The sequence below is a fragment of the Laspinema olomoucense D3b genome, from assembly GCF_025370785.1.
GTDB classification, from domain to species: Bacteria; Cyanobacteriota; Cyanobacteriia; order Cyanobacteriales; family Laspinemataceae; genus Laspinema; species Laspinema olomoucense.
Map to the genome: position 1 here is coordinate 1 of NZ_JAMXFA010000009.1, position 19,728 is coordinate 19,728.

11 protein-coding genes are annotated in these 19,728 nt (G+C 48.5%); all 11 read left to right on the top strand.

Annotation, left to right across the window (positions count from 1 at the left end; translation table 11 throughout):
• Positions 1 to 85: 85 nt before the first annotated feature.
• The 11 genes from NG792_RS08550 (at position 86) to NG792_RS08600 (ending at position 19,717) form a co-directional block, all read left to right on the top strand.
• Entirely contained in the window at positions 86 to 2,317 is a 2,232-nt protein-coding gene (locus tag NG792_RS08550; protein ID WP_261235195.1) for a putative baseplate assembly protein, read from the top strand.
• Between the two features lie 39 nt (positions 2,318 to 2,356).
• Positions 2,357 to 3,436, top strand: a complete 1,080-nt coding sequence (locus NG792_RS08555; RefSeq protein WP_261235196.1) for a phage tail protein — start codon at positions 2,357 to 2,359, stop codon at positions 3,434 to 3,436.
• 157 nt (positions 3,437 to 3,593) lie between these two features.
• Positions 3,594 to 5,045 (top strand): hypothetical protein, encoded by a 1,452-nt coding sequence (locus tag NG792_RS08560; RefSeq protein ID WP_261235197.1) that lies wholly within the window; start codon positions 3,594 to 3,596, stop codon positions 5,043 to 5,045.
• A gap of 63 nt (positions 5,046 to 5,108) precedes the next feature.
• Positions 5,109 to 7,028 carry a cyclic nucleotide-binding domain-containing protein gene (locus NG792_RS08565; RefSeq protein ID WP_261199783.1) on the top strand — a complete coding sequence of 640 codons (1,920 nt, stop codon included), beginning with the start codon at positions 5,109 to 5,111 and terminating at the stop codon, positions 7,026 to 7,028.
• A 31-nt stretch (positions 7,029 to 7,059) separates the two neighbouring features.
• Positions 7,060 to 9,294: a WD40 repeat domain-containing protein gene (locus NG792_RS08570; RefSeq protein ID WP_261235198.1), complete on the top strand. Its 2,235-nt coding sequence runs from the start codon at positions 7,060 to 7,062 to the stop codon at positions 9,292 to 9,294.
• A gap of 60 nt (positions 9,295 to 9,354) precedes the next feature.
• Positions 9,355 to 12,048: a transcriptional regulator gene (locus tag NG792_RS08575; protein ID WP_261235199.1), complete on the top strand. Its 2,694-nt coding sequence runs from the start codon at positions 9,355 to 9,357 to the stop codon at positions 12,046 to 12,048.
• A gap of 158 nt (positions 12,049 to 12,206) precedes the next feature.
• A complete protein-coding gene (locus NG792_RS08580; RefSeq protein WP_261235200.1) occupies positions 12,207 to 13,727 on the top strand; it encodes a pentapeptide repeat-containing protein in 1,521 nt (506 codons plus the stop codon).
• A 46-nt stretch (positions 13,728 to 13,773) separates the two neighbouring features.
• Entirely contained in the window at positions 13,774 to 15,468 is a 1,695-nt protein-coding gene (locus NG792_RS08585) for a tetratricopeptide repeat protein (RefSeq protein WP_261235201.1), read from the top strand.
• 159 nt (positions 15,469 to 15,627) lie between these two features.
• On the top strand, positions 15,628 to 16,044 hold the full coding sequence (locus NG792_RS08590) for a helix-turn-helix domain-containing protein (protein WP_261235202.1): 417 nt from the start codon (positions 15,628 to 15,630) through the stop codon (positions 16,042 to 16,044).
• 100 nt (positions 16,045 to 16,144) lie between these two features.
• The gene (locus NG792_RS08595; RefSeq protein WP_261235203.1) at positions 16,145 to 19,216 is read left to right on the top strand and encodes an eCIS core domain-containing protein; all 3,072 of its coding nucleotides are present in this window, start codon (positions 16,145 to 16,147) and stop codon (positions 19,214 to 19,216) included.
• Between the two features lie 21 nt (positions 19,217 to 19,237).
• Positions 19,238 to 19,717 carry a hypothetical protein gene (locus NG792_RS08600; RefSeq protein WP_261235204.1) on the top strand — a complete coding sequence of 160 codons (480 nt, stop codon included), beginning with the start codon at positions 19,238 to 19,240 and terminating at the stop codon, positions 19,715 to 19,717.
• Positions 19,718 to 19,728: the final 11 nt, after the last annotated feature.

A 19,728-nucleotide genomic window follows, 5' to 3' on the forward strand; every position in this document is an offset into this window, starting at 1 on the left:
GGACAAAGGACAAAGGACAAAGGACAAAGGACAAAGGACAAAGGACAAAGGACAAAGGACAAAGGACAAAGGACAAACAACCATCATGGACTTTGATTTTTTACCGAATTTACCTAAATCAGATTTAGACGATCGCAAGTTTCAGGACTTGGTGGATGAGTGCCTGCTGCGGATTCCTCGCTACTGTCCGGAATGGACGAACTATAATCCCAGTGACCCTGGGGTAACTCTGGTAGAACTGTTCGCCTGGATGACTGACCAAATGTTGGCCCGGTTTAATCAGGTGCCGCGTCGGAATTATGTGACGTTTTTAGAGTTGTTGGGGGTGCGTTTACGTCCGCCGACTCCGGCTAAAACTGAGGTGACGTTTTATATGAGTGCCACTTTACCGGAAAATTACACGATTCCGATAGGGACGGAGGTGGCGACGGTGCGGACGGAAGAGGAAGAGGCGATTGTGTTTAGTACCGATGCTGCGGTGGCGATCGGGAAACCTCGGATCCGGCATTTGTTAACGGCACCCTCTGCGGAACAGGAACCGCAGATTTTGCGCGATCGCTTCGTCGGATCTTGGCGGATGGAACGCACTGGGGAGTGGCAAGGGTTAGAGTTACCCTTTTTTGACGATACCCCAGAACCGGGGAATTGCTTTTACCTGGTCTTCGATTCCGAATCACTCATCGAAGGAAATGTCATCGCCCTCACTTTAAAAGGGGAACCTGCCACCTCCACCGGCATTAACCCCGATATGCCTCCGAGGCGGTGGGAAGGGTGGAATGGGGAAAAGTGGCAACCTATCCTCCTCCATGAATCGGACGATAAAACCCAAGGATTCAGTTTTAGCGAAATTGTCCGCCAAGGGGGGGACCCCCTCTCCGGGGCTGATGTGGTGCTGCATACGCCGAAAACTTGGCCGGTGACGCACTTTTTTACTTATCAAGGCCGGTGGATCCGCTGCGTTTATACCCAGCCGGGGACCTATCAAGCCGGATATACGCGATCGCCCCGCATTGTCGGGTTGAGCGCCCGTTCCATTGGCGGCAGTGTCACCGCTTCTCAAAGTACCCTAATTCGCAATGAAATCCTGGGGGAAAGTGACGGCAATCCTGGACAAACCTTTCAGATCCAGGGAGTGCCGGTACTGCCACGACGGGAAGAGGAATATATCCTGGTCACCCCTATCGGTGGCTTACCCCAAATCTGGCAAGAAGTCAATGATTTTTCCACCTCCGGTCCGGAAGACCTGCATTACACCCTAGATTCCCTCACGGGAAAAGTGCAGTTCGGACCCCTGATCCGCGAACCGACGCAACTGCGGGAAAAAATGGCTTGGCGGGCGTCGGAACAAGGGGCGCGTCAGAGTTCCGTGAGCTTAGCTAAGGGCCGCCCGGGCGATCGCAATGCCTTTGAACCGATGACCGCAGCGGGAATCGAGTCAATGGAACGACAATATGGAGCAGTCCCCCCCCGAGGGGCAAATATTCAAATTGTTAGTTACCGCACCGGAGGCGGACTGCTCGGCAACGTTCAAGCGGGAACTATTCAAATTGTCAAATCAGCCGTGCCTTACGTTGCTGGGGTGATTAACCATATGCCGGGACGAGGGGGGGCCGATAGCGAGTCCTTGGATGAAGCGGTGATCCGCGCCCCGCGAATGCTTCGCACCCGCGATCGCGCCGTCACCGTAGAAGACTTTGAAACCCTCACCCTGGAAGCAGGAGCGGGTGCAGTCGCCCGGACCCTCTGCTTACCCCCCACCCACAAATCAGAAGCGGGAATCGTGCGGATGCTCGTGGTTCCCAAACCGGACACCCTGAGCATTGAACGGGGTGAAGGCATTGACCCGGACTTGTTCAACCTTTCCCCAGTCCTCATCAATCGCATCTTGACCTATCTGGACGATCGCCGTTTGCTGGGGGTGCAGGTCCAATGCAACCAACCGGACTATATGGGGGTATCCGTCCAAACCGAAGTCGCTCTGAAACCGGAATATAAAAATCCCAGCGCCCAACAGCAAATCATCTTTGCCATGCAAGTCGCGCTGTATCGCTTCCTCAACCCTCTGACCGGAGGACCGGACCGGACCGGCTGGCCCTTTGGACGACCCGTCTATCCCTCGGATATCGTCACCATCCTGCAAAACATTCCCGGGGTCCTCTACCTCGGTTCCGTCCAACTCTTTGAACTGCGCCTGCGCAGCGGAGTTTGGGTCAGAAGTCTCCCCCGAGACCCTGTAATCAACCCCGGTCCCTTGGGTTTAGTCTGTTCCTGGCGCAATGATACCCTGCGATCGGGTCATACCATCAGTGTCATCTAACCCAGAGTGAAAATTCGTGCAATCCGTGGTTCAACCATCATGACTCAAGCCCGTGACCTACTCCCATTAAGACTGCAATTGGTGCCAATGCAAGTGCCAGAAGCACCGACTGAGCCGGTGGGACGGTGGCACGAAGCATTGGAGATTGCCGAAGGGGTGCGATCGCTCAATGGCAGGAATGCCTTACCGCCCCCCAGAAATCGCTGTGACCTCGTGTTGCATCCAGGAGAACCGGGCGAAATCCTGGTCAAGCTGGAAAACATCGGCCTTCGCACCCTGCAAGTCAACGTTGCCGTGACGGGCAACTTTCCCCCGCAGTGGTGCCAACTGGGAACCGAAGGGCACGAACTGCCTCCGGGAGGCCAAATGGAAGCGGTCCTCTACTTCCACGTTCCCCCAAACTTCTTCGAGAGTCCAGAGATTATCAGTACCGATCCTGCTCTTTTGGATTTTCAGGGCCGCTTGAGCGTCTCTTGCACCGAGGAAAATCGCCCCGCAGAACATCGGGATTCCGCTGCCTTTAACCTCTATCTGCGTCCCCGCAGTCTCTACCTGCAATTTTTACCGGAACTCTACCAGGAAGTAGACTTTATCGGGCGATTGCTCTCTATTTTTGAGCAGAGTTTTGAACCCACGGTTCAGGCGATGGATGCAATCTGGGCCTACCTTGACCCCCTGATGGCCCCAGAAAGCCTGTTACCCTTTTTAGCATATTGGGTGGGTTGGGAAATCGACCCGCACCTGAGTCTGGCACAGCAGCGCTATCTCATCCGCTATGCGATCGAACTCTACCGCTGGCGCGGCACTCGTCGGGGATTGCGTTTTTATCTGTATCTTTATACGAATTTGCCTCTGGATGAACATCTGCCAGAAGATGAAAAACATATCAGTATTCACGAAGTTTTTACCCAGGGATTAATAATCGGAAAAAGTCGCTTAGGAGAAGATACAAGCGTCGGGGGTGGACAACCCTATCATTTTATTGTCAAACTCCGACCCGACTATCCTAACCAAATTGATGAAAGATTAGTTAGAAAAATTATCGAACAAGAAAAACCGGCGTTTTGTACTTACGACCTTTATATCAATCCCGTTAATACCATCCAGCGCATTGAGTAGAATGTCATTTGTCCTTGGTTATTTGTCCTTTGTCCTTGGTAGCGAGGAATAATTACGAAAAGCAAACCACCAATGACAACCCCCCAAATGACCAATGACAACCCCCCAAATGACCAATGACCAATGACAACCGACCCCTACTTGGTAAATTCCTAACATGACACTACCTTGGCTCCCTCCCAATATTAAACCTTTAAATCGGCTGCACGTCAGTGATGGACTGTTAATTGATGCCGAACGATGGCGTTTGGCTCATGATTACCATCGCCATCGCCAAAATGCTCATTTTCAATCTTTGAATCAGCCGGGAATTGTTAGTGATATGGGGGTGCGGTTAATTGAACCTCCCAGTGATATTCCCTCCCAGTATCGCGATAAACGATGGTTGCAAGTTCAGCCGGGAATTGCCATTGATTTGTTTGGGAATTTGATAGTAATTCCGGAACCCATTGATTTTCGGATTACTTCTACGGCGCTGACGGGAAAACCTTTGATGGTTTATCTGGTGGTGAGTTATGTAGACCCCGATGGCTTGGTGAGGGAGGAAAATGGGAATGGAGATATTGTCACTGAATCTTTTAGAATTGATGAGAAAAATAGCCCTCCGGCAGAGTGGGAGGTGGAACTTTGTCGAATTTTGCTGCAACCAGGAGAGGTGGAACTTTCAACCGCTTTAGATGCTTGGTTTCCTGGGGTTAATAATTTAGACCTGCGCTATCGACCCCAAGCGAATGCACGAACTCAGGCGGTGGTACGGCTGGCACAGGTGGTTAAAAATACGCCGGAAGATGCTCAGATTCATGATAATTTGGCCTATTTGAGTCAGGCGATCGCCGGTCTTTATCCACTGTGGCAAGGGTTAAATGAAATTGGGCAGTTTAGGTTAAATTCTCCCTCAGAGATTAACGATTTAATTACCTACGATGTCTTATATTTTAAAACCCAACCCTCTCTCTCCCTCAGTCCCGGAGAATTTGATATGTTGCGTCAGTATATAGAAATGGGGGGAGTGCTGTTGGTGGAAGCATCGATTAAGGGGACAAAAGTCGAGGAATTGATTGGATTACACCATCAATTGCAAGAGGCGATCGCCCGGATGGAGATGAGTTTAAATCTCCCCACCGAACCCAACGAAACCCCCGGGAAAAGCGCTGCCACTTCTCGTCAGGAACAACGGGCAACTCACCTAGAAATTCAAAAATCCTTAGAAGAAGAATTAATTTCTATTAAAAGGGCTTTGAGCGAAGAAATTAATATTCTATCTTCTGCCTTTAAAATATTTGCCCGGGACTTAGGTATCCCATTAGAGGACTTGGATACCCTCAGCCGGAATCACCCCCTGAGAACTCAACCGTTTCTATTCTCAGCCTTACCGAGTATTAATGGACAAGCCTTAAAAATCTTAACCGGGGGAGGAATTATAATTTTTATCGGGAATTTATCCGCTGCTTGGGGATTAGATGAAAAGCTTTCCTTAAGTCGAGAAACGATTAGAACAGCTCAAGAAATGGGCATTAATATTTTACATTATGCCCGCACTCGTCGGAAACTCACACAATTACAAAAAGCGAAGGAATTTCCCACAAACCAAGTCCCCGATTTGATTTGATATTCGCATTCGCGCAGCCTGCTTGAGGCATTGCTCATTTTAAGCCGCATAAGGGGAAAAAAGATGGTTTCAATCCGCAAAATTATACCCGCACTGATTGTTCTTCCCATTTTCGCAGCAGTTGGCGTGACTGGATGGCTCTCCTTTCGCAGTGGACAGCAGTCGGTTGAAATGCTGGTTCGCAAATTAAGTGAAGAAGTCAGCGATCGCATTGAGTCCGAAGTCGTCACCTATATGAAACACCCCCAGGTTTTTCATGAACTAACCTTAGCTGCAATCCGCAGTGGCAACTTAAATGCAGCAGACTTTGGACAATTAGAACGCTACTTTTGGCATCAAATGCGGTGGGATGATTCCATCATTTATTCTTATTACGGCAATGAAGCGGGAGAGTTTATTGGAATTAACGTCATAGAGGAAGGCAAAAGAGTGCTGCGGATTCGTCAGCAGGATCTGGGTTCTTCTCGGCGAACTTATGAACTTGATAGTCAGGGGAATCGAGTCGGCGAAATCAGCGTTGGGGAGTACGATCCGCGCACCCGACCCTGGTATCAAAATGCCAAAACCCTCGGTAAAATTACCTGGAGTCCTATCTATAAGTTTCAGTCTCAAGATGTTCTGGGAATTACCGCCGTTGCGCCGGTTTATCAGCCCGCTGGAACCCTACAAGGGGTCTTCGCTATTAATATTTCCCTGGCTCAATTGAGTGACTTCTTAAACAATTTAGAAATTTCTCCCGCCGGAGCCGCTTTTATTGTAGAACGCTCGGGAACTGTTGTGGCGAGTTCAGTGATAGAAAATCTGTTAGTTGAAGGAGAGACTCCAGAAACAGACTCTCCTGAAGATCCCAACCGGCTGTTAGCAGTTGAGAGTGTCAATCCGACGATTCAAGGAACCGCCCGAGAATTATTAAACCGCTTTAACAATCTCAATAGTATTCAAACTGCTCAGACGTTTAAATTTTCCCTGAATGGAAAAATGCAACTGGTGGCAGTGAATCCGATCCAGGATGGTCGGGGTCTGGACTGGCTCATTGTGGCGGTCGTTCCGGAATCAGATTTCATGGGGTATATCCATGAAAATACTCGCCGTACGGCGCTACTTTCATTAGGTGCATTAGTGGCGGCAACCATCCTGGGAATTGCGATCGCCAAGTGGTTGATTCAACCTATCTTACGACTCAGTGCCACCGCCCAAGATATCGAACTTGGTAAGTTTGACCCCAATAGTTTAACTGAAGTGGTCAACCGTTCCGATGAAGTGGGTCAATTGGCGCGGATCTTTCAAGATATGGCAAACAAAATTTATGCTCGGGAGCAAGGATTTAAAACTCAGTTAAGCTTGCTTCAAAACGAGACCGATAAAGCTAAAAAAGCTATGCTGTTAACTCAGATGAGCGACAGCAATTACTATCAACAATTGTTGATTAAATCTAAGCGCACTCGCAGTAAAGCAGAAGAATTTAAAAAAATAGACATTGCGGAGTTATTAAAAAAAGTTTCTTATTTCCAGGGTTTCACTGAATCGGAAATTCAGGGGTTAATTGACATGGGTTATCGCAAAATTTTGTATCCCGGGGAATATGTCTGTCGGGAAGATGAAGCGGGAGATGCTTTTTATATTATCCTGGAAGGGTCGGTGGAAATTTTTGTGGAAAAAATTAATAAATTTCTCACCAATTTGGGCGTTGGTACCTTCTTTGGCGAACTTTCCTTATTGCTAGGAATTCCCCGAACGGCTACGGTGCGAACCCGAGAAGATACGGTTTTATTTGTGCTAGACCGCGAAGGGTTGCAAAAACTCTTAAGGAATTATAAAGATTTAGCCGAACAAATTGCCCAAGCTTTGCACGAACACAAAGCCGAACTAGAATCGAGGAAAGAACTGCTGCAAAAAATGGGTTTATTAGAGGATGAAGAGGGGTTCAATCAAAACCCCTTGGGCTGGATCCGCAACCGAATGGCGACGTTATTTGGCTTGTAATTTAAATAACTTTTCAGACCAGAGCAATAGCATGGCAACTACAGTAATTAATACAATTGTCTCAACAAAAGAACTCCATTTCCAACCGGGAGGAGACCCAGCATCGTTTGAAGTCACCGTGGTCAATGGCAGCGATCGCTTTGCCAGCTTTCAAGTCGAACTCGTCGCCGCTGGTGCTGCCGCCGATCGCAATGGCGACTGGTACAGCATCTCCCCCACCGCCAGCAGCAAAAAACCCCCCGGTGCAGCCACCCAGTTTCAGGTCTCCATTCTGGCTACCCCAGTCCCCGGATTTGTGGGCATGATGAACGTGCGCGTGCGTGTCTTTTCGATGGATCTCCCGGATGAAACGCGGGAAATTCTCCGGTTGGTGGTAGAACGGGGTACAGGATTAATTGCCCTGCAACTCGAACTCCCTGTTAAACAATTTCAAATCACTCCCGGGAGTCGCCTGGAAGTGCCAGTGCGGGTTTCTAACCCCGGGCAACTCCTAAGCAATGCCCTCCTCACCGAAGTGGCGATCGACCCCAGATGGCTGCCTCTGTCAACGGAACGCCGGTTACAAGTGCCTCCGGGTAAATCCGTGGAAACAACCTTTACCTATCAAGCCCCCTTTGGAGCCAGCGCCCCTAGTCAAGCCTATCCTTTCATCATTGAAGCCACCCATAATAATGGCCCTGCCTCTCGGGTCAGCGGGACCATCGAGGTGATGCCAATGGGGTTTGTTGAGTTTACTGCCACGCCCAAGCAGCGTGCCATTCCCGATAAACTCCGCTGGAAATTTTGGCAGTCTCACCCAGTCACCTACAGTCTGGAAGCCAAAAATGCCAGCAATTTATCCCAGGAAGCTACCCTGGAAATGGCTGGAGAAAATTCCCCGCAATGTGACTTGACCCTCATCCCGGAAACCCATGCGATCGCCCCCGAAGAAACGGTCGAATTCCTATTAACCGCCCGCAAAAAGCGGCCCTGGTTCGGGAGAACCCGTAAACTCCTCCTGGAATTGACCGCCATTTGGTCCGATCACCGGGTGGATACCCGCAATGAACGTCAAACCCTAGAATTAGTCGTTAGACCCGTCCTCCCCCTAGCCTTACAACTCGTAGGAGGTTTCTTCCTCCTCTATCTCCTCTGGTGGTTATCCTGGCTGAATCCCAGAAATCCTTTTTTTGGACATAATGAACCTGTCAACAGCGTGAAATTGAATGGGGTGGGGGAAAGACTGATGAGCGGGTCCAATGACCAAACCATGATCGAATGGAACGTCAGTGGATTTTTTAACCCCATCATCAATCAAGAAATGCGGAGATTCCCTAACAAAGGAAATCGACTCTGGCAATGGCTGACTCGTCCCTTTCAAAACCCCACTAATTGTCAATCCCCAGGCTGTAGTGACTTACTTGCGGAAAAAGCAGTACGGGTAGTGCAGTATCGTCCGGTTAACAATAATTGGGTAGCAACTGGATTAGAAAATGGGGAAATTCACTTATGGAATTTGACCGAGAAACGACCGGACCCATTTCGGTCCTTTGTTTATCAGAAAGATGACCGAGTGTTTGGCTTAGAATTTACCCAGGATTCTCGCTCTTTATTTAGTGGTCATGGGAGTGGGGCAGTCTTACAATGGGACTTGAGAGATTTGGAACAGGCGGGTTCCAATCCGGAAGTCATGACGCCGAATCTCAAGCAATTTAACTTTGCCGTTTATGCCCTGAAATTGGTCGGCAATGACGATCGCACCTTAGCCGTAGCCGGACAGTTGAATCAGTTGGTGCTGTGGAATTGGCGAGAAAATACCGAAGCGGTTGTGCCGTACCGGGAAGGCGGAAAGGATGCCTATATTAATAGTTTGGATACCGCCGAGTCACATCCCAACCTGCTCGCCACTGCGGATAATCAAGGCTATATTACCTTATGGAATATGCAGACCTGTGTGAACGGGGGCGCAGATTGCCAAAGAATCGAACAATGGGAGGACGGTCACAAGGGTCAACCCGTGCGATCGGTGGCATTGAGTGAAGATGGCTGTTACCTCGTCAGTGGTGGCGATGATGGGCGGGTGATGTTATGGCCGCTCAACACCGACGGCAGTCGTGCTCAACCCCAGGGAGAGCAAATTATTGGGGCAAAAAATAAAAACTTTAATAGCGTCGATATTAAACAGGTGGATGACCATCTGCTGATCGCTGCGGGTAGCGATGATAAACAAGAGGTCCGAGTTGAATCCCACCCGCGATTACCGAACTTGGGGTGTGATGTGCCTTAAGGGGTGATTGGGTCATTGGTCATTGGTCATTTGTGGTTGGTCATTCAAGGAGCAGAATGAATGGTAATGCAGGGTTATAGTCCCAAATCGGGGCAGATAGTCAATGGATTTGAAGATAATAACGGCGATCGCCTCATGATTCGTCCGATTGGGATTATCCTCAATCCCGCAGGCGTTGCCTTAGTCACCGCAGGAGAGGTGTTAGAACTGACAGCAACCATTACCAATCAAGGTTCTGTCAGTGCCATCATTGATGTGTTCATCGCTGAAACCTCCCAACCTGTTCATCAGTGGTTTATTTGTCCTCGGGAACGACTAGCCTTAAGTCCAGGACAAGCCAGTGAAGTCGTGTTTCAGGTCCAAATTCCCGTGGATGCCATCCCTGGCACCTACGACTATACCCTGGTCATTGATGCGCCTCAGCATTACCCCGAAGAAACCCCCATTGACCAAAAGGTGCGACTACAGGTCATGCCCTTCATTCAAGAAGCGCGGACCGTCAGCGACCCCACCTTTACCCTCCAACCCCCCACCAGTTCCGTCTCCCCCGCCCTCCTGCAACCGGGACAACCCCTGGAACTCCAGGTCACCGTTCATAACCGTTCCGACCGGGTAGACCGCTTTTTTCTGACCTGTCCAGACCTGGAATCCCGGTGGTTTACCATCATCTACCCCGAAGGATTCCAGCAAGCAGGCATGGCGATCGCCTCGGAAGGTCTCGAACTCAATCCCGGGGATATCGGTCAAATCCTCCTCTTTATCAGCCCTCCTCCCGATACTTGGGCCGGAGTTTATGCCCCCACAATTCGGGTTTACTCCGCCAACAATCCGAACCTCGCCCTGTTGGATGTCGTTTACCTCCAGATTGCTCCCCTGCATCTGGTCACCGTCGAACTGCTCTCCCTCGTTGCCAAAATTAAGCGCGAGGCCGGACTGTTTGAACTGCGCTTATCTAATCAGGGAAATGTCATCCGCGAAATTGCTATCCATGCCAAAGGTACGGATGAAGAAGACATTTGTACTTATACCATTACCCCTCCCGTAGTCCGAATCTTACCCGGAACCTCAGTTACGGTCGGGGTTTCGGTCAAACCGACGAAGGGTTGGCGGCCTTTCTTCGGGCGGATGATTAATTTCAGCATTGAACTCGAAGATCTGCAACAGTTCCCCTTAATTAACGATCGCTTTCAAGCTTCCGTATTCTGGGAACCGCGTCCCTGGTGGCAATTTTTGCCCATCGTTATCTTGATGTCCGCCAGTGTTGCCGCCCTGATTTTTCTGATTTGGTGGCTGTTAACTCGCCCCCCAGTGCGCGCACAAGTCATGCAATTTTCCCCAGAAAGCAATTCTTATCAAGAACTTAATAATGAGGCCATTCGCCTCAATTGGACGATTTCTAATCCCAATCACCTCAAAACTGTAACTGTGGTGGGGTTTTCTCCCGATGGAAGAGTCAGAAGTGGACCGTTTATTTACGAGTTTACCCCAGGATTGCCTAATGCCTTGGATCGGTTTTGTACCCAAGGAGAACAACTGATTTGCCGCAATGTTTGGACGGACGCTAGGGAGGCGGGGGATTATGTATTTGAACTGAGCGCTATTCCGATTAATCCCAAGGCGGAGACGCAAACTATCCGCACCAATCCTATTCGGATTTTACCCGTTCCTGAACCCAAAATTGAGGAATTGTCCTCCACTCAACCTGTCTACCAAGAGCGCCTGTTGCCCCCGGGAACCCCCGCCAACCCCCCACAATCTACCCCGAGGGCTACCCAAACCGCCACCCAGAGTAATCGGATTCTGTTAAATTGGACGCTTTCTCATCCGGATCAGATTCAACAAATCAACTTGCTCGGGTTGGGTCCTGATGGCACGGTTAAAAGTGTGGAAAAGCGCTATAACTTTGCCGAGGGAATTCCGGAAGAGTTGCGGGGATTTTGTTCAGAAAATCCGGCGAGTCGTCAAGTTATTTGTGCCAATGTTCCCACTGATGCTATTCAACCCGGGGACTATATTTTTCACTTAACAGTTATTCCTAAAAAAGGACAACCGGAACAATTAGAAACCCGCCGAACCAATACGATTAAAATTCTGGCTCAAAAGATTCCGACGCGGATTGTGGAATTTACTTTTAATGGACAACCCGCTCCCCCGAAATTGGTTAGACAAGCCAATCCTAAACAAACTTCGCTGATGATTTCCTGGAAGGTAGAAGGGGGGAATGGGATGAAAGTTGAACTGCTACCGGCCCCGGGAACGGTGCCTCGGGAAGGGAGAATGCCCTATCCCGTGAGTCAACAAGCGGGCAGTGAAACGATTACTCTTTCTGTCACCGATGAAGAGGGCAACCAACAACAGCGATCGGTAATTATCGAGACTTTAGCACCCCCGCCACCCCCAGAAATCGTGGAAGTTCCGCCACCCCCGGCAGTCGAACAAGCCCCCGCAATGGTTCCCACTCCAGGGGCCGCAGCCGGTGCAGAGGGTGACCCTGCTGCTACTCCCGCCCCCGGGACTCCAGACGCAGCCTTGGTCATTCCCGCACCGCCTACCCCGGGCGGTACTGTGGGTCCACCCCCCGGAGAACTCCCGGTTCCTGGGGCAAATCTGCCCGGTGGTATTGATCCCGCAGCCCCAGGAGGAACCCCCGATGGTGCTGCGGATGCAGCAGAGGAACCCCCCAAAGAACCGGGTCCCAAGTTCTTTGAGACTCAACCCCTTGCACCAGCAGAATTGCCTCCCCAATTCAATTGAATTTGTCATTTGTCATTTGTCATTTGTCATTTGTCATTTGTCATTGGTTGTTGGAGGCTGTTTCTACTTGGCTTCTCACCCTGAAGCTGGCGGGGTTGAAAAATATCTGTCTTGAACGTAATAGTTATGTTTACCCCCAGAAAAACAGGTTAATGAACATGAAAAAATCCAGCCTGCACATTCCCATCTTTTGTTATTGGTTATTGGTCATTGGTCATTGGTCCTTATTTTCCCTAATTTCCCTCCCTATTCCTGTCTTTGCTGCTAAGGGTTCGGATGTCGCTAAATTGCAAGAAACGCGTCAATGTAACGAATGCAACCTCCAAGAAGCGAATTTGATGGGGGCGGAACTTCAGGGTGCGGATATGTCCGATTCTAACTTGCGATTAACGAATCTCAGAGGCGCTAAACTTGATGGGGCGAACTTGTCGCGATCGCAAATGTTCCAAGCGGATTTCAGCAATGCCACCCTCGGCAGCGCCAACCTAGAACAAGCGCATTTAGAAAAAGCTATATTCACCGGGGCAACCTTATTTAGAGCCAACCTTAATCAAGCAAATTTAGAAAAGGCCGAACTCTTAGGCGCTAATCTTAATTCCGCTAGTTTAGAAGTCGCTAATTTAAAAGAAGCTAATTTAGAAAATGCCGAATTACAAGACGCCACTCTACCTCGGGCTAATTTAGAAAAAGCTAATTTAAAAAATGCTAATTTAAAAAATGCCAACTTATTGGGCGCTAATTTAAAAGAAGTTAACTTAGAAAATGCCGACTTAGAAGGTGCAAATCTCAGTAGCGCCAACTTAGAAGAAGCAAAATTATTTAGAACCCATCTCAAAGGCACTATCTTGAATAACGAAACGATTCTCGATAGTAAATGGCAGTTTATTTGGACCGTAGTCAATCAACCCTTAGCCGGTCAAACCCTTGCCGGAAGTGACTTATCCGGCGCAAATCTCCAAGGGATGAACTTAACGGGCATCAATTTAGAGGGGGCGAACTTGGAGGGCGCTTCCTTATTTATGTCTAACTTAGAACGGGCGAATCTGACTGGAGTCAATTTAACCCAATCTTATCTCCATTATACCGATTTCACTTCAGCCAATCTCGTTGGAGCAAATCTACAGCGGGCTGATTTACGTCATAGTATTTTATTAGGAACTGATTTAACCCGCGCCGATTTGAGTTATACCAATTTCCAAGGAGCCAATCTGAGGGATAGTAATCTATTTGCTGCTAATTTAGAACAAGCTGATTTAGGCAATGTTAACCTATTGGGCGCAAATTTAGGAAATGCCAATCTGCGGGATATTAAAATTAATGAAGAAACAGCCATAGAAAGTCAATGGCTATTTATTTTGGACCTGATTAAAAATGGGGCAGAAAACCAGGATTTAACTGATGCAAATCTGGTAGAAGCCAATTTAAGTGGGATTAACTTAAAAGGCGCGAGACTGACCAATGCCAATTTGCAAGGAGCCGATTTAAGTCTGGCGAATCTGGAAAGCGCCCATTTATTTGGGGCAAACCTGCAAAATGCCAATTTAAGTGGAGCGAATTTAACGGCAGCAAATCTGGGTGGGGCAAATTTGACCGGGGCAAATTTAGAAGGGGTGAATTTGAATCAGGTTTATCTGTGTAATGCGATTATGCCCAATGGTATCGAAAATCGCTGCAATTGAAGAAGAAACCAAGCTAAATCAGTGATGACAAAAGCAGGGAAATACTATGAATAAACAGCTTGAAAAAACCGGAAGAAATTCAGTAAAAATAGGGGTATCTGTTCTATTGATGATGGCGGGGATGGGGACAGGAGGCGGCAACTCCAGGTTGTTGGCACAGGAAGGGTTAGAGGATTTTTCCCATTGGGCGGGGTTATGTCGAACCTTGCTGGAACAAGCGCAATATGAGCAGGCAGTCGCCGCCTGTGATAGCGCGATCGCCTTGAATACCAATGACCCCATCGTCTGGAGCGATCGCGGGGATGCCTTATTTGCCTTGAAGCAGTACGCCGAAGCTGTCGCCGCCTACAACCAAGCCATTGAACGCGACCCCAACAATTCCCTCTTACTCACAAAACGCTGTTCCGGTGCAGTCGAACTGAGTCAATATGAAGAGGCAGTTGCCTCCTGTGACACTGCCTTACGCATGGATAACAACTGGGAAACCCAATCCCCTGCCGTCGCTTGGTATCATCGCGGTGTCGCCTTGAGTCGTTCGGGTCAAATTGAAGAAGCCCTCGCTTCCTACGAATGGGCGATTAAAATCAATCCCAACTATTCCATCGCCTTAGCGGGACGATGCGCCATTCTCTCGGAATTGGGACAAGGCGCAGAAGCACTGACTGCTTGCGATCGCGCCTTGCAAGTCAATGAAAATTGGGGAACCCTCAACCCCGCCATTGCCTGGGCGAATAAAGCTAGACTGCTCAAATCCCAAAGACGCTATGACGAAGCCTTAGCCGCCTATGATCGCGCCTTGGGACTGGAACCTAATGACGCTGTATCCTGGACCGAACAAGGCATTATCCTCGGCATCCTCGGCAGACATCCGGAAGCGCAACTCTCCTTCCAATGGGCGGTCAAAATCAATCCTAAATCTTCCTTTACCTTGCTGCATCAATGCGCTAACTTGAACCGATTGGGCAGCTATGAACCGGCAAAAGCGGCTTGTGAAATGGCACTACAGGAGGGAGATGGCAACTGGGGCGACTTGGGACCGGCTTATGCCTGGGTGCAGTTAGCCAATGCGTTGACGGGACTGGAAAGTTATGAAGAATCCCTGGCAGCTTCTAATAAGGCGATCGGACTCAATCCCCAGTTAGCCGATGCTTGGAGTAATCGCAGCGTTCCCCTGTGGCATTTGAACCGAGAACAAGAAGCCTTAGCTGCTACGGAACGGGCGATCGCGATCGCCCCAGGGTCATCCTTAGCCTGGTTTAACCAAGGGCGAATTCTCACCGGATTAGGCCGATATGACGAAGCCGTGGATGCGTACAATCGCGCCTTGAGAGGGGATGCCAATGTAGGCGATCGGCCCACAATGGCGGATATTTGGGTAAATCAGAGTGCCGTTCTCTATCGCTTAGAGCGCTATGCCGAAGCCGTCGCCTCCGCCGACAGCGCCCTAGGAATGGCCCCAGAATCCGCCCCCGCCCTCTATAATCGCGCCCTCGGACTGATGGCATTGCGCCGCTATGGAGAAGCCGTCACCACCTACGAACGCGCTATTCAAGTTAATGCGGAAAATGCTGATTTTTGGGCGGGCAAAGGCATCGCCCTAAGATTTTTAGAAGAGTATGGGGATGCTTTAGCGGCGACGCAAAAAGCATTGGAACTGAATCCTACTCATTCTCAAGCTTTGATTAATCAAGAAATTATTCTGGAGGAGATGAAGCAGCCGAATCCGACTTCTCAGAATTAGGGATGGGAGTGAGGTGGAATGAACCACTGATTTCACGGATTGTCACAGAGGCGCAGAAGAGGCGATCGCTTATGGATTCCAAAATTCGGGCTAAACCTCTAGACAATTTAGCCCGGAACTGTCATAATCAACTATTACGCTGTTGTTGTAATACTTGCCATGCTAGTCGGAACCAACGAAGCCGCCAAGTTATTGGGAATTTCCAGCCCCCGAGTTAGACGTTTGCTCCTGGATGGGAGAATTCATGGAGCTTATAAAATTAGCAATGTTTGGGTGATTCCCCTGAAAGATGGAATGCCCGTGCTCAGCAAGGGGAAGCGCGGCCCAAAGCCAACGTGGCAAGCCATCCGCCGGGAGGTGATGACTTGCATTCATATCAACCGGAGTCGGATTAGCCAAAATTACAAGCATGGGCAAAATTTGCCGGTCATTGGGGTTAAACGCGGCAGCAGTAAGCAATATGGCTATGAGGTAGAAGTGACCGGACCCTGCCGAGTGGTGTATCGACCGGATCAGCCGAAAGACTGTGGAGCCAAGGTTTGGATTGAGACCCTTTCGCCGGTATTGGTTGCGTAGGCGATCGCACCGTACCTAGACTTTAGTCGAATGGACGCGATCGCACTTTTAGGAGAAAGTAGACAAAATACTCTATCAATGCGATCGGCGAGGCTAGACTATGGCAACCGGACGGCACATCCAGAAAAAAGGACAATCCAATACTACACAGACTCCCGCCACTGGGATGTTCAAACCCCGTCCCTTTGCCGAACCCGCCCAAACCGAATCAGCAACAACACCAGAAGTTCAGACACAAGTGGAATCGGGACAGGTAGGGGGCGATCGCTTGTCTCGCCTCGACGTTTCTGCACCCCCACCGATTCAACCCAAACTTACGATTGGGGCACCGGACGATAAATTTGAGCAAGAAGCCGACACGATTGCTCGCAAAGTGGTCAAGCAAATTAGTGCGCCCACACCCCCGGATGCGAAGGGCGATGGTGGATCTTCTGTGCAACGTCAAATGTTCTCTACACCCTCAATCATGAGACTGACGGTGCAACGTCGGGAAGCGATCGAAGGAGGAGAGGCTTCGTCAGATTTGGAAAGCAGCATCAGCCAAGCTAAAAGTGGCGGGTCTCCACTAGATAATGCCATTCGTCCCAAGATGGAGAGCGCCTTTGGTACAGATTTTAGCAGCGTGCGGGTTCATACCGATGCAAATTCCGATACCTTAAATCGTTCTATTAGCGCTCGTGCTTTTACCACTGGGCAGCACATTTTCTTTAAGAAAGGGGAATATAATCCGAGCCATTCTGGGGGGCAGGAGTTGATTGCCCATGAGTTAACTCATGTGGTGCAGCAGAATTCTAGTAAAGTGCAGCCGAAGTTAGAGAGCACAAGGATTCAGCGAACACCAACCGTGCAAAATGCTCCTGCTGTAGATCCAGGAAAAATTAACCAAGCCGCTGAGTATCTGCGTGAAGCGATGGAAGGTTGGGGAACTGATGAAGATCTCATTATGCGAACTCTCGATAATAAAACTGCAGCAGAACTAGCGGCAATTGAAGAAAAATACCTGGAAATGTATGGTCGCACCCTTGAGTATGATTTGCGCGATGAGCTATCCGGAAAAGACTTAAACCAAGCAATGGGGTATTTATCTAAAGCCAGAGAAGAAAATAAAGCAAAAGTCACTGGCGTTGAAAAGAAAAATGATACTCAAGAGACTAAAGACTTAGTTAACTCTCAGGAGATGCTACAAGCTGCTGACGCTTTGTATAAAGCGATGGAAGGTTGGGGAACTGATGAAAAGACCATTATGAATACTTTAAGAGGGAAAACCCTCCAACAAATTGACGCAATTAAACGAGTCTATCTAGATCACTATGGAAGATCATTAGAACATGATCTAAAAGATGAACTCTCGGGAAAAGATTTAAAAGAAGCTTTAGCCTATTTAAGAGCTGACGCAGCAGAATCGGCAGCTAAAGGGCTAGAGAATTCATTGTCATGGCTTAATGACGACGAAGAAAAAATAGAAGAGATTTTGATGTCTCTCCCAAATAAAGAAATTGATGCGCTGCAGACCAATCATCCCGAAACAATCAAGAAGGTTCTTTCTAGTCTGGGCGGATTTGATAAGAAGGTAGTTCAAGCACTTTTAGCTAAGAATAAGCCTTTGGCTATTGCTTACCGCTTACAAGGCGCAATGAAAGGCGCGGGAACGGATGAAGAAGCCGTTCAAAAATATCTTAAGGAACATCAGACAGAGCTACCTAAGATTAAGGCAGCATATAAGAACATTACAAACAGAGATCTAGAAACAGATATCGATAGTGAATTTTCTGATAACTGGTTAACAGGTGCAGAAAAGACACTGACTAAATCCCTCCTTGAAACCGATCCTTATACCCAGGCGGCTGCCCGCATTTATAACGCAGCCTATGGTTCCGGAACTAATGAAGCCGCAATTTACAACGAATTTAAAGGGAAGAGCAAAGAAGAATGCGACAAAATTAAGGAAGCCTATGACAAGAATCATGGTGGGGAAGGTGCTTTCCAGAGAATGATTCACGATGAGTTTAGTGACCTTGGCTGGGGTAAGGAACTGACGAAAGTACAACAATACAGCACAGATGGAAAACTCGATCCAGTCTTTGCTCTAAAAGACGCAATGAGTGGTACAGGAACTAACGAAGAGCAAATCAAGGAAATTCTCGGTGATAAGACAAAACAAGAAATTGAAGCTATCAAAGCTAGGTACAAAAAAGAGATAGGGCTGGACTTAGAGACAGAGCTGAAAAGTGAACTAGGTGGTCGGGATTGGCATGAAGTTAAGCTCATGCTAGGTGGAAAACCCGAAACTATGCAGGAAAAATGGCTGGTCATTAAAGCGAGGTACGACTTTGAAATTGGTGGAGGATCTTGGGCGTTTTCTCGTTGGGTTATGTCTTCTGCTCAAGATTTAGGGTTTACAACTAGCAAATTACAACTAGAAAAGCAATATGCGCGACTTCAGCAAATTTATGACGAGAAGACTGGTCTAAAAGATGGCTACACAGAGCAAGATTTCGAGCGAGTCTATAACTATACCGAGACAGATGTGAAGAACTATGAAGAAGCTAAAAACGCTGTCACAGATGCTATCGTCACAGGAGTAAATATTACAGCGGCAATTATAGCCACCTGCCTCACAGCCGGAACTGCAACTCCTTGGTTGGTAGCAGCCGTAACAGCTGCAGGTGGTGCAATAGGGATAGCAATCAAATACGGCATACAGGGTGATGCTTACGGTGTAGAGGACTTTGGAATTGATGTGGTGGTCGTAGCAGTAACTGCTGCTCTAGCTGGATTAGCGGAATCGTCAAGCTTGGCAGACAAGCTGGATGAAATTGGGAAGGTGTTTGGAGAGAAAATGGCTGGTCAGGTATTGAAAGAATTTACATTTGGAGCTATTAAAGGTGCTGCCAACGATTCCCTTATCAAAGTTTTTGAAACTGTTTTGAAGAGTGACAAACTACGCGACAGTTTCTTAGATGCTTTGATGGAAATTGGTGATGAAGGACTGATTGCAGCTTATAAGGCAATCCTCAAAGCTGGTGTCGGAGGCTTGGCTGGACTCAAAAAGGGCGATAAGAACTTCTTTGAAGATTGGACCCAAAGACTCATTACTGGAGCTGCGGAATCTTCCAATGCTGGATATGATTATGCCTCTTCAAATACCAATTATTACGGCCAACCCGCTTAGAAATATTAGGTAATCAGAAACATGGAAACAAGTTCAACCTCCGACTACTTAAGAATTGAGGCTTCGGCAGTCAAGCTGCTTGCTGCTTTTGGGGCAACGAGGGAACGGGCAGTTTTAGGCGAAATTGCCCGGGAAAGTTTGCAGCCCCGAGATGAAGATTATGCTCAGATTTTTGTGCCAGAAGCCGCGGAAATCGCCCAAAAAGGATATAAAGAACTTTGGGCACAGTCTCCCGTTCCTCAACCTCAACCGGGTCAGACTGAAATTTTAATTGCTCTTGGGCGTGCTGAAGAACTCTCATCGGAATCAGGAATAGCAGAGGTCTTTCCCGGTGGTTATCAAAGCATTGCCCATTACCTACTGCCCGACAAAGTTTGGTTGACTTGGAAATATGTTAAACCCGGAGAAACTAGCGGCATGACCTATGATGGTTTAGTGTGGTTAGAAGACCGTTTTGCTTGGTTTCCCAAACCTTGGAAAGTGCTATCGCCGCTCTTATGATATTGGCGGTC

Excerpts from the sequence above, each read along its gene's own strand:
- NG792_RS08555 (WP_261235196.1), top strand. The coding sequence starts at position 2,357 with ATGACTCAAGCCCGTGACCTACTCCCATTAAGACTGCAATTGGTGCCA.
- NG792_RS08550 (WP_261235195.1), top strand. The coding sequence starts at position 86 with ATGGACTTTGATTTTTTACCGAATTTACCTAAATCAGATTTAGACGAT.
- NG792_RS08575 (WP_261235199.1), top strand. The coding sequence starts at position 9,355 with ATGGTAATGCAGGGTTATAGTCCCAAATCGGGGCAGATAGTCAATGGA.
- NG792_RS08570 (WP_261235198.1), top strand. The coding sequence starts at position 7,060 with ATGGCAACTACAGTAATTAATACAATTGTCTCAACAAAAGAACTCCAT.
- NG792_RS08600 (WP_261235204.1), top strand. The coding sequence starts at position 19,238 with ATGGAAACAAGTTCAACCTCCGACTACTTAAGAATTGAGGCTTCGGCA.
- NG792_RS08590 (WP_261235202.1), top strand. The coding sequence starts at position 15,628 with ATGCTAGTCGGAACCAACGAAGCCGCCAAGTTATTGGGAATTTCCAGC.
- NG792_RS08565 (WP_261199783.1), top strand. The coding sequence starts at position 5,109 with ATGGTTTCAATCCGCAAAATTATACCCGCACTGATTGTTCTTCCCATT.
- NG792_RS08595 (WP_261235203.1), top strand. The coding sequence starts at position 16,145 with ATGGCAACCGGACGGCACATCCAGAAAAAAGGACAATCCAATACTACA.
- NG792_RS08560 (WP_261235197.1), top strand. The coding sequence starts at position 3,594 with ATGACACTACCTTGGCTCCCTCCCAATATTAAACCTTTAAATCGGCTG.
- NG792_RS08580 (WP_261235200.1), top strand. The coding sequence starts at position 12,207 with ATGAAAAAATCCAGCCTGCACATTCCCATCTTTTGTTATTGGTTATTG.
- NG792_RS08585 (WP_261235201.1), top strand. The coding sequence starts at position 13,774 with ATGAATAAACAGCTTGAAAAAACCGGAAGAAATTCAGTAAAAATAGGG.